This is a genomic window from Candidatus Neomarinimicrobiota bacterium, from assembly GCA_041862535.1.
Lineage (GTDB): Bacteria > Fidelibacterota > Marinisomatia > SCGC-AAA003-L08 > TS1B11.
Window position 1 is genome coordinate 1 of the sequence record JBGVTM010000126.1, and the last position, 11,608, is coordinate 11,608.

Sequence of the window (11,608 nt, forward strand, 5' to 3'; positions counted from 1 at the left end):
CCATACGATAAGACGCAAAAGTTGGAACACCTTCAGCCGCCGCAGGCGTTGGTAGCCCACGGTTAAAGCTCTGGAACTGCCGATCCCTTGGGTGGAGGCGGAGCCAAGGACACCGTAGAACTCATTATGCCCCATGTAAACCAGCAGCAGATCCGGACCGTAGGTCAGGAGGTCGCGGGTGAAATCCAAGATGGTGAATGAAGTAACTGCAGTCATACCCAGGTTCACCAGCTCCACTTTATACTCGGGGTAGGCTTGAACCAGTCGGTCTCTCAAAAGGGCGGGGAAGGTGCCGTTGAAGTAGTATGGGAAACTGGCCGTGGTGGAACCACCCAGTGCGAAGATCCGCAGGGTGGAATCCCCTTTTTCCTTAAGGAAAAAACTCTCTGAACTGAAACCGGACATCTCGGCCCGGCTGAAGTAGCGCAAGGATACATCTCTGTTCGGTGTCAGGTATTGTCCCGTGTCACCGTAGGGCACGAACAGCGCCAGGTCCGGTCCAAAGTCAATCAGGCGAAGAACCAGCTCGAGCAAGCCGAAAACGATAAGGGGGCTCAGAACAAGCAGACCGAGACGGATGAGCAGTTGCCTGAGGGAGTGAGATGACGCTGTCACGGATAGATCAGAGTTATCGGGGATTCAATCGAAGGTTTCACCCGCTGCCCGAGATTGAAGGCTAGAAGATAGTATAGATAAAGGGCGCTAAGGCCGAACCTTCGGTCAACACAATCAAGAGACTGAGCAGAAGCAGAAGGACCACAATGGGAGCCAGCCACCACTTCTTCCTTACTTTCAGAAAATCCCAGATCAGAGCTAGTTTCGATGTTCGAGCCATAGCTGCGGATATGTTACCCAGGATTACTACCGAGTTCCACACTATTAGTAGGGTTTGAAAGGCCTGCTCCCGGGCCCGTTCTGCTCCATTGCCAGCCAGTACGACGTTTGCTTGGCGTCTTTTTTCAGGAGCAGGAAATCTTTTCCAACCAGTCTGAGCATCAGACCCACAGGCGTGATAACCATGTAATAAAAAAGCGTAAGTACTACTGTTGTTGCCACTCGGGACAACACCTTGCCAAAGGTCATCCACCCCACCTGGATGGGTCCCAGAACTTTCGGGCAGAGGAGCCCTGTTACGGTAAAAAAGGCAGCGAGCCCGAACAGATACGGCCAGGCTGAGGTGTCCCGCCAGACAAACAGTCCGCCCAGAGCAGCTAGAGCCGCAGCCATCGTTAGACCAAAACGGCGCCGGTCACGGTCAGTGAACATATTCGGACCGCTTCTGAACCGTGACCGCAACCGATCCATCCTGGATGGTTGTCGCTGACTTGAATCCAACTGAGAGACCGGCTGGTCCGTTTTGAGCAGTACCAGGTCTTCAAGGAAGAGCGCGTCCATCTCCGTGCGCATGAAGCACTGATAGGCTTCCTGAGGTGTACAGACGATCGGTTCGCCCCGTACGTTGAACGAGGTGTTGATAACAATTCCGTAGCCCGTTATCGCCTTGAAGGCCTGGATGAGTGCATAGAACCGGGGATTATCTTGGTGGTGGACGGTCTGGACGCGGGCTGAGTAGTCCACGTGGGTCACAGCGGGGATGTCGCTGCGATGCACGTTGAGCAGATCCAGGCCGGTAAGGTCGCGTTCATCATCGGTCAGCGGTCTTCTACGCGACTCCTTGACCGACGTTACCAGCAGCATATAGGGGGAGGGTTCTTTCAGATCGAAATAATCTTCGGTATCCTCAAGCAAACAAGAGGGAGCAAAAGGCCGGAAAGACTCTCGGAACTTGATCTTTTGATTGATTATAGATTGCATCTGTGGATTGCGGGGAGCCCCCAGAATACTTCGATTTCCCAAGGCCCGTGGGCCAAACTCCATCCGTCCCGAGAACCACCCTACGACCTTGCCTTGGGCAATAAGGTCAGCTGCCATTTGGGGAATTGTGCGTGCGTCATGCCTTTCATGAGGGATTCGTTCTTCCTGAAGCCATTTCTCGATCTCAGCTACAGAGTAAGAGGGTCCCAAGTACGATCCTCTTTGCTGATCCTCAATGCCATCAATCTGCCGGGGCTGATCCAGTACGTGGTTCCATACCACCAAGGCAGCTCCCAAAGCACCACCCGCATCCCCGGCAGCAGGCTGGATCCAGACCTTATCGTATATACCCTCCCTCAATATTTTCCCGTTCGCAACCGAGTTCAAGGCCACACCACCAGCCAAGCACAGGTGCGACTCCCCTGTCTGGCGTTTGACATGCCGGGCCATCCGCAGCATGATCTCCTCGGTGACTACCTGCACCGACCGGGCGAGGTCCATATCTTTTACAGTGAGGGGTTCACCTGCTTCGCGAGGCGGCCCGCCGAATAATCTATGAAACCGACGGGATGTCATCGTAAGCCCTTTGGCGAAGTTGAAATATTCCATGTTGATTCGGAACGATCCGTCCTCACGCAAGTCCAGTAATTCATCTAGGATTTGCTGGGCATAGCTGGGCTCGCCGTAGGGGGCAAGACCCATCACCTTATACTCATCGGAGTTCACCTTGAATCCGGTATAATAGGTGAATGCAGAGTAGAGCAGCCCAAGACTATGTGGAAACCGCAGTTCATATCTCAGGTCTACCCGGTTACCACTGCCCGTTCCCCAGGAGGTCGTTGTCCACTCACCTACACCATCCGCAGTAATAATCGCCGATCTTTCGAACGGTGAGGCGAGAAAAGTGGAGGCGGCATGGGATTGGTGGTGTTCCGGGAAGATGATCTCCCCGTCATAGCCCAATTCTCTCCCGATCAGATCTGACATCCATAATTTTTGTTTGAGCCACAGGGGCATGGCTTTGAGGAAGGAATGGATGCCAACCGGGGCGTAAGTCAAGTAGGTTTCCAGCAACCGTTCAAACTTGATCCAGGGCTTATCGTAGAAGGCCACGTAGGTGAGGTCCCCTGCATCGATGCCGCCTTCCTCCAGGCAGTAGGCGATGGCATGTCGGGGAAAGGTGTAGTCGTGCTTGATACGGGAGAAACGCTCTTCCTGGGCGGCTGCGGTGATCTTGCCGTCTTGAATCAGGCAGGCGGCGGAATCGTGATAGAAGGCCGAAATGCCGAGAATAGCCGTCACCCTGTCACCTTATATAAATGACTTGGTCGAATGGAGTGCAAAACTAAGGGAGACCTCCTACGGTTCCAAGGTTTTCATAGATTCTGCAGAACATTACAGCCCACAGGTATTTAAACAAGCCTATGAGAATAAAACCGAGAACCTTAAACTTTCGTTACTATCGGTTCTAAAGGTTGGGGCTAGGTTGGGGTAAACTAACCATCGATACTACTACTTGAGTAAGGGACGATCTAATTCAATCGCGAATGATTTGCCAATGTACGTATCATCTGAACTCCAAATGAGAAACCTCTAATTTTAAGTAGTTCTTAAAGTCCTCGTAATAACTTATACCATAGACTTACTCGCGGTATCATCAAGCTTCAATGTCAACCCAGGAGATATTCCAATGTGGATTACCCTCTCAATAAGGTCCCTGATTACCCTGGTTTTAATTACATTGGTGCTAAACCCCGCGGTTGGGTGGGGAAGCAAAGCGGTCGGCGATGGCATTTCGGTGAGATACGAGGAACTCACGGCAATAGAATTCCAAACAGCACTTGAGAAAGCCGATTACACCTGTATCATCCCTATGGGCATTCTGGAAAAGCATGGTCCCCATCTTCCGCTGGGTACGGATATGCTCGACGTCAGGGAGATGGCTATGCGTGCCGCCAAACGCGAGTATACCCTTATCTTTCCAGAATATTACTTCGGACAGATCTATGAAGCGAAGCACCAGCCGGGTACCATCGCGTATAGCCATGAACTCATTTGGAATATGCTGCAGGAGACCTGTGGTGAACTCGCCCGTAATGGTGTGAAAAAGATCATTCTTGTGAATGGTCATGGGGGCAACAATAGTTTTTTAAGTTATTTCCTGCAGGTCCAATTGGAAGAGCCTCGAGATTACGCAGTCTACCTTTTTACCCCCTCAGACGACCCCGTAACTCTGGAAAAAGTTGCTGAGAGACGCAAGACAGAGATGGATATGCATGCAGGGGAACTTGAGACCTCCCGCATGCTGGCCCATCGGCCCGATTTAGTAGAGACAGAGAAAGCAAATACCCAGAGCGGAGAGGACCAGGCACGTTTGAACGATCTGCAGGATGCGACAACCGGCATTTGGTGGTATGCCCGGTTTCCTAACCACTACGCGGGTGACGGCAGCCCCGCCGAACCCAAGCTGGGTGAACTACTGATTGAGGCCAAGGTGGATCAGTTGGTGAAACTGATCAAGCACGTAAAGCAGGATACCAGGGTGCTGAAACTTCAGGAACGCTTCTTCGAGGAAGCCAAGAATCCCCTCAAGACCAGGCAGTAATTCCGATGATTGAACTCGAAGTCGGTAACCGAACGGAAAGTGCAACGAAAGTCAAACCGTCATGAATCCATTACATCGGTATCTGTCATCTATTATCCCGCTCCTGATGGTAGTGGTGTGCTATGGCCACGTCCCGTTCCACCGGGGCGTCAATCTCACCGGGTGGTTTCAGCGATCATCGGTTAGGGAGATCCAATTCACGCAATTCACCGAGGATGATTTCGAAGATTTGCAGACTCTCGGCGTGGACGTGATACGCCTGCCTATCAATCTCCACTTCATGACCAATGGTGAGCCGGATTATGTGATCGACCCTTTGCTGTATTACTTCCTGGACCAGGTGGTTGACTGGGTGGAAGCATATGACATGCACCTGATCCTGGATAACCACACCTTCGATCCCGCTGAGGATACACAACCGACAGTATATACAATCCTGGCCTCCGTCTGGACTCAACTGGCCGAGCATTATAAGGACAGCTATGAAAATCTCTACTACGAGATCCTGAACGAGCCTCACGGCATTGACGACTTTGTCTGGAATTCCATCCAGGAGTCCGTTGTACAAAAAATTCGGGAAGTTGACACACTGCATACGATCGTGGTGGGTCCGGCCGGCTGGAATAGCTACTGGAACCTGGATGAAATGCCCGTGTATAAAGATGACAACCTGATCTACACCTTCCACTTTTATGATCCGTTCCTCTTCACCCACCAGGGTGCCAGTTGGGCAGAGCCTTCCCTGGTTCCGCTGGCAGGCGTTCCCTTCCCCTACGATGCCGGCAGAATGCCCTCCCTCCCACCTTTATTACAGGGTACCTGGATCGAAAGTGCTTTCAATGCTTACCCATCGGAGGGTTCAGTTGCACGCGTTCAGGAACTGATCGACATCGCCGTGGCTTTCCGGGAAGCCCGCCAAGTTCCCATTTTCTGCGGGGAGTTCGGGGTGTACATCCCGAATTCAGACCACGAAGACCGCGTCTTCTGGTACGATGCCGTCGTCGATTACCTGAACCAGAATGCCATCGCCTGGACCATGTGGGATTACCGCGGTGGTTTCGGGCTTTTCGAGGAAGGCAGTGCTGAGATGTTTGACCACGATTTGAATGTCGATCTGCTTGAAGCGCTGGGCTTCAATGTCCCGCCTCAATCCGAGTATAGAATAGTCCCAGACAGTTCCATGATTTTCATATTCAGCGACTACATTAAGCCAAATATCATCAATTCCAGCTATAACCATGGCAGACTCGATTATTATCATGAGGAGAATCCCTACGAGGGAACCTTCTGCATCTCCTGGTCGGAAGCCGCCCAGTACAATAATATAGGCTTCGACTTCGTTCCCAACAGGGATCTCAGCTATCTCCTTGCCGCGGAGTATGTCATCGATTTTTATATCCGGACGACCGGGAGCAGTGTGGATTTAGATATCAGGTTCGTCGATACTAAAACGGAGGATCCCGCCGACCATCCCTGGCGGATGGGTACTTCCTGGAGCACCAATTCGATCTTGCCAGATAGCAGTTGGCACCACGTGCAGATCCCCATCGCCGGCCTGGAAGAGAAGGGGTCCTGGGACAATGGCTGGTTCGAGCCGCAGGGACTGTTTGACTGGACGGCCGTGGACCGGTTGGAAATCGTGGCGGAGCATGGTGATTTCGGTGACACCCGGCTTTGGTTTGACTTGCTTCGGATCCTGGATCCCCATCAATCAGGTACCGCTGAAAGAAATCCAATACCGTACTCATTCAACCTTTATCAGAACTACCCCAATCCCTTCAATTCTGCATCCACGATTCAATACGATTTATCACAAGTCACAGATGTTTCATTGATCGTTTTTGATATCGTTGGGCGGGAGATCGTGAGATTGAGTGACAGCCGTCTAGGGCCAGGTTATTACCAGGTCATTTGGAATGGACGTGATCGGTTCGGTTGTGAGATTCCAACTGGAATCTACATAGCCAGAATGATCACACCTGAAGACACGAAGAGCATTAAAATGGTTCTTATAAAATAGTAAGTTATTGACTTGGGGGACTAAAGGCCCCGGAGATTCTTTGGCTTTTCTTGTTCAACGCAGAGCTATCTGATTCAGGAGATATGATAAGGAATCTCCTGAATACTCACTCAAATCGGTCGGCATTCTCTTAATCCTTCAAAGTAATATGGTGGATTTTCAGAAAGTTTAACTCACAACATTGCAGAGATATTCTCCTGAGTTTCGGCCAGAAATCGCTGGTAATCTGGTGAGTTGACAGAGTATTATGGTGAGTTTTGAGCTGGAAACAAGAGTCGGGATTAAAGTCATTTTTTCGGATACGGGCCTGATACACATTTATTTTTCTCGAAGGTCACCCACTGTATTTAGGATCCAGTGTCCCTTTGGACGTGTAGGTTCGCCCCGCTTTCAGCGGGATTCAGTCCCGCCAACGTCGGGAAGTCCTATCCGCGGCACCATCACCATCGGTAGGACGAGAAGTTTATCCCGACAGAGCGGAGCGAACGTCGGGAAGTCCTATCCGCGGCACAAGACTTCGCTTTCCTTCGAGAAAGGAGCCCTGATAAGGCTGCTTTCATGCCTGCCCTACCCATACCCCAATCCCTTCAATCCCGGCTCCACCCTGCGCTATGACCTACCCCGTATCACTGATGTGTCACTGGTGGTGTACGATTTGCTGGGCCGGGAGCTGGTCCGGCTGGTGGACAGCAGGCTAGGGTCCGGCTATCATTGGGCCATCTGGAACGGCCGGACAGCCGATGGGGACCAAGCCTCGGCCGGCATCTACATCGCCCGCTTAACGACGCCGCAGCATTACCCTGATAGCTATATCAGATTTCTGAAACAAATATCAATTTTCTGATATTCCAGCTCCCTAAGAAGGACTGGGAGACCTTACTCCGCTCCGTTTTCATTATTCGGGCTTCTCGTCACGGCCTGCACCGGATACTTCCATTTTTCCATTAAACCATCCACTCGCTTAGCCAAAGCGGCATTTCATTTGCACAAATCCTGAAATGGAAGACCAATAGCTGGAATATTTTATTTTAAGTACATACATTTAGATAAATGAACTTCTTGGGAGTCTACTCTGATTTTTCAAATTACATTGTCTGGTGCTTCTGCGGCACTGGTCGTAGTCGCGCAAAAATAGTCAAGCCACCGCATCTACATCGCTTGTCTCGTGACGCCTGAGTTCAACAAGTCGATCAAAATGGTGTTGGTGAAGTAGGGATTGATGCGAGTGTTGAGGGGGCGAACCATTCGCGCAGTGACAGTTGTATTAGCGTTGGCTATGTTCTCGACCGGACTTAGAGCCCAGCCAGATACCCTCTGGACAATGACGCTTGGGAGGGAGCTAGAGGAAGAAGGCTTGGATGTCCAGCAGACATTTGATGGCGGATTCATCATTGTGGGATATATAGAGGCGTCGAGGGAAACCGGTAACAGAGATATTTGGCTGATAAGGACCAATGCTTCAGGGGATACTATTTGGACAAAGACGATCGGGGGAAGTGGCTATGATATGGGATTCTCCGTTCAGCAGACGCCCGATAGTGGATTCGTTGTCGGCGGCCTGCTCTCCCTTGGCCAGGGATATAGCTTTTCATTGATTCGAACTGATACCAAAGGTGACACCTTGTGGACAAGATCGTACGGAGGGGGGGTTGCGAAAAAAGTTAAGCAGACGTGGGATGGGGGATTTCTTGCTATTGGGGACTCCCATAGCGACACCGGAAGCGATGTGCAGCTCGTTCGATGTTCTCCATTAGGAGAAGTTATCTGGTCCTGGACCTATGGGCTGACAACTACCGATGATGATCGGGGATATGATGTTGTAACTGTAGGCGATAGTGCGATATTTATTCTCGGGACTCTCTCCACGGATGAAGGCGGTCTTTTCCTAATGCGAGTTGACACTACGGGTAATATCGCTTGGACGCGCACCTATGGTTGGGCGATTGCACCCAGTTTCCAGCATACTTCTGATGATGGATTCGTGATTCTTGGATCGACTGGTGCTTCGTGGGGTGGCCCACCGTCGCGTGTGCTACTTATACGCGCAAATTCAGAGGGTGATACCTTGTGGACTCGTACGTATGAATTTGAGGAGTTTGTTGATTGGTACGGTATCGCAATACAGGAAATGCCAGATAACGGATTTGCCCTCGCTGCCACTGCTCAATGTTGTGGTGATCTTATTAACTATTCCTATGCTGCGATCATTCGCACGGACGATCAGGGTGATACTCTTTGGGTACGCAGGTTCGCTGCGTCGGAGGGATATAGCGTTTTTTCAAGTTTCAACGCTATGAACATAACGGCCGATAGCGGATTGATTTCAACGGGCAGGATTTACAGCCCTCATACCAAAGGGAACCTCTGGATTGTGCGCCTTGCATCTGACGCTACCTCCTTGAGTGCAAAGGAGAAAATAGAATACCTTCCTACTTCAGTTCTACTATTTCAGACCTACCCCAATCCCTTCAATCCTATCACCACCATCCGCTATGACCTACCGCTGTCAGTGCATGTGCAGCTGATAGTCTATAACATTCTGGGCCGCGAGGTTGTTCGCTTAGTGGAAGGCTTGGTCCCCGCCGGCTCCCATAGCGTGGTCTGGCACGGCCGGAACCAAGACGGCCGCCCTCTCCCCTCCGGCATCTACCTCGCCCGATTAGCGACACCGGGGTACACCCAGTCCATCAAGATGCTGCTGCTGAGATGAAACGAGTAGCTACAGTGCTTCTGGTTCTTGGCACATCAGTGATAGGCCAATCTGACTCCCTCAGCTGGCTGGAATTCTTCCCCATGCACATCGGTGACCGCTGGCAATACAATGAAGTGGTGTACAGCAATGGAGTAAAAACCGCAGACCGGTACACCATAGCCCAGATCGCTGGAGACAGCACAGCAGCGAATGGTAAACGGTATTTCTATTTCAATCCATCGTTGCCCATGATCTATGCCGAACTATTGCGGTTTGATACTCTTCAACAACGTATTTATGCCTATGCCCCCGATACCGGCATCTGCTATATCGATAGTGAGCGATTGGTTTTTGATTTCATCCTCGTTGATTCTAGCAACGGGACTTGTCCGGAGTGCTATGATTTTTGCGAAGTTTGTCAGAAGGAGCGCAGGGAATTATCAGCCTTTAAAGATACCTTTGTAACTGTCGACTGCCGGCCCCCGGAAGCCAGGATCACTTTTGCTGCTCCTATCGGCCTTATAGGTATTGGTATAGATACTCCTTGGGGAGATGCGCATTACTATTCTTTAGTCGCAACCAAGATCAACGGCGTAACATATGGCGAGTTCGTACCTGAGGACACTGATAACCTCTGGTTCCTGGACTACTTCCCTATGCACATCGGTGACCGCTGGCAATATGAAATTACTGAGTGGGCCCAGGGCGTGACGGGTTACCAGTCCTTGACCATTACCGGCGATACCGTGATGAGCAACGGCAGGCGCTACTTCGTCTTCAGCGACAGCACATACTGCCAGATAGACACCACGAACGCAATCCTTTATAAATACATTACTTGGGGATGCTACGCTCCGTGTCCTTTTAACGAGTGGGACGAAATTGATTTTTCAGTCATGGACTCGTCTATTTTGGCGTGGGAGGACTGTTGGTATGGTTCCTCCAGTATTCATGACCATGGATACCTTCCCCTTTCTGCATTCGAAGACACCTTCCATGTCATATCCGTGTACCACGAATACGAAGAAATAACCAGATTTTATGCCTGCGGACTTGGTTTGTTAGAGCTGAATATGCAGGATTATATAGTCAGGCGCCTGATAGCTGCCCAGATCGATGGAAACATCTATGGTAAATTTGTTGCGGTTGAGAGAGACAATCCGACATACCCGCTGTCCTTCATGCTCTATGATGCGTACCCCAATCCCTTCAATCCTATCACCACCATCCGCTACGACCTACCGCAGTCAGTGCACGTGCAGCTGATAGTCTATAACCTTCTGGGCCGCGAAGTGGCGCGGCTGGTGGATCAACCGCTCGAGGCCGGGATTCACTACGTGGTCTGGAACGGCAAGGGCAATAATGGCAGTGAATTGCCCTCCGGCATTTACATCGCGCGCTTAGTGGCATTAAACTATACAAAATCCATCAAAATGCTGCTGCTGAAATAGGGATAAAAAAGAAGAAATGAAAGCACCAAGATTACCCTTGTATGAGTTCATCCTGGTTTCCCTGATACTGTTGCCCGCTCCCCGCGGGTTATGGGGCCAGATTTCTCCCAGCCCTGGCATTATTCTGCCCTATGAGGGAGCCGAGGTTACCGGACTTCGGCTGGAAGACATAGTATTCCCATCAACGGATCGGATTCCGGACATTCTTGAAGATCCGGCGGCCCTTTCTTTCCTCAATTCCCTCCGCTTCTACGCCAGTTTCACCTCCGATTTCAGCGCCACCAGGCTTGAGCCGGTAGACGGATTGGATACGACCATTGATCAGCGGTCGCAGCGTCTGATACCAGGCCACTGCTCGCTGGCCTTGCCGTTCAGATTAATGAACCGACCCTGGGCAATCGGCGCGGCCTTCAATGGCCGGTATGATCCCATCTATACCACGGATGATCTTACCATTGAGAATCCCCTGGGAGAATTCTCATGGCAGCAGAGTGGGAACATTTCCTCAGCCTCCGTGGGTATGAGTACCCGACTGCTTCCACGCACCAGTATGGGGATCAGCTGGACCCAGTGGTTCGGTGAGCGGCAGGAAATAACCACCTCGGTAGATTTATCCTCTGACTTTGAATCCACTACTACCGGTTCTTACAGCTACTCCGGACACTTCCTGGGTCTCGGATTCACAACCACCTTACCGCGGCTCACGATGGGTCTGGTTGCCTATACGCCCTTCGAGCTCATGGAGGGCGATAAGATGACCACGGTCAATGGACTGGATCGTTTTGAATCGATCCACCAGAAGTACTATGGTGCGCTTAAAGCCCGAGTTGTGTATGTTCATAAGCCGAACTTGACCTTCGGCCTGGCATACCGATATCAGGAGCGCATCACCACAGAGCATCAGTCTGACGAGTTTTCCTATAACAGCAAGTACGGTCCATCCACCAAGCTCGCGATAGGCGTCGGCTACACCCCACGATTAAAAAGGATTCGCCTGCCGCTGTATGCCGCCTATATCGGCCATT

The 11,608-nt window shown here is 51.1% G+C and carries 9 protein-coding genes; 6 read left to right on the forward strand and 3 right to left on the reverse strand.

Going from position 1 to position 11,608, the window contains the following annotated elements; genetic code table 11:
• The 3 genes from ACETWG_04670 to ACETWG_04680 all read right to left on the reverse strand — a co-directional run.
• Window positions 1–615, reverse strand: a 615-nt coding sequence (locus ACETWG_04670; protein MFB0515884.1) for an SGNH/GDSL hydrolase family protein, incomplete at its 3' end; no start/stop codon positions are given.
• A gap of 61 nt (window positions 616–676) precedes the next feature.
• Window positions 677–835, reverse strand: coding sequence for a DUF5989 family protein (locus ACETWG_04675; GenBank protein ID MFB0515885.1), 159 nt, complete (start codon window positions 833–835; stop codon window positions 677–679).
• A gap of 44 nt (window positions 836–879) precedes the next feature.
• Window positions 880–3,117 (reverse strand): SxtJ family membrane protein, encoded by a 2,238-nt coding sequence (locus tag ACETWG_04680; protein ID MFB0515886.1) that lies wholly within the window; start codon window positions 3,115–3,117, stop codon window positions 880–882.
• A gap of 388 nt (window positions 3,118–3,505) precedes the next feature.
• Between ACETWG_04680 and ACETWG_04685 the strand changes: the two genes are divergently transcribed.
• The 6 genes from ACETWG_04685 to ACETWG_04710 all read left to right on the forward strand — a co-directional run.
• The gene (locus tag ACETWG_04685) at window positions 3,506–4,420 is read left to right on the forward strand and encodes a creatininase family protein (GenBank protein ID MFB0515887.1); all 915 of its coding nucleotides are present in this window, start codon (window positions 3,506–3,508) and stop codon (window positions 4,418–4,420) included.
• Window positions 4,421–4,481: 61 nt separating this feature from the next.
• On the forward strand, window positions 4,482–6,440 hold the full coding sequence (locus ACETWG_04690; GenBank protein ID MFB0515888.1) for a cellulase family glycosylhydrolase: 1,959 nt from the start codon (window positions 4,482–4,484) through the stop codon (window positions 6,438–6,440).
• Window positions 6,441–6,687: 247 nt separating this feature from the next.
• Window positions 6,688–7,284 (forward strand): T9SS type A sorting domain-containing protein, encoded by a 597-nt coding sequence (locus tag ACETWG_04695; protein ID MFB0515889.1) that lies wholly within the window; start codon window positions 6,688–6,690, stop codon window positions 7,282–7,284.
• A gap of 375 nt (window positions 7,285–7,659) precedes the next feature.
• The gene (locus ACETWG_04700; protein ID MFB0515890.1) at window positions 7,660–9,150 is read left to right on the forward strand and encodes a FlgD immunoglobulin-like domain containing protein; all 1,491 of its coding nucleotides are present in this window, start codon (window positions 7,660–7,662) and stop codon (window positions 9,148–9,150) included.
• Window positions 9,147–10,583 carry a T9SS type A sorting domain-containing protein gene (locus ACETWG_04705; protein MFB0515891.1) on the forward strand — a complete coding sequence of 479 codons (1,437 nt, stop codon included), beginning with the start codon at window positions 9,147–9,149 and terminating at the stop codon, window positions 10,581–10,583. The genes ACETWG_04700 and ACETWG_04705 overlap by 4 nt, the downstream gene beginning before the upstream one ends.
• Before the next feature lie 16 nt (window positions 10,584–10,599).
• Window positions 10,600–11,608: hypothetical protein (locus ACETWG_04710; GenBank protein ID MFB0515892.1), on the forward strand; the 1,009-nt coding region annotated here is incomplete at its 3' end.

Bases quoted from the DNA above. Each gene is read 5' to 3' on its own strand.
- ACETWG_04675 (MFB0515885.1), bottom strand. From the start codon at position 835: ATGGCTCGAACATCGAAACTAGCTCTGATCTGGGATTTTCTGAAAGTA.
- ACETWG_04685 (MFB0515887.1), top strand. From the start codon at position 3,506: ATGTGGATTACCCTCTCAATAAGGTCCCTGATTACCCTGGTTTTAATT.
- ACETWG_04690 (MFB0515888.1), top strand. From the start codon at position 4,482: ATGAATCCATTACATCGGTATCTGTCATCTATTATCCCGCTCCTGATG.
- ACETWG_04695 (MFB0515889.1), top strand. From the start codon at position 6,688: ATGGTGAGTTTTGAGCTGGAAACAAGAGTCGGGATTAAAGTCATTTTT.
- ACETWG_04700 (MFB0515890.1), top strand. From the start codon at position 7,660: ATGCGAGTGTTGAGGGGGCGAACCATTCGCGCAGTGACAGTTGTATTA.
- ACETWG_04705 (MFB0515891.1), top strand. From the start codon at position 9,147: ATGAAACGAGTAGCTACAGTGCTTCTGGTTCTTGGCACATCAGTGATA.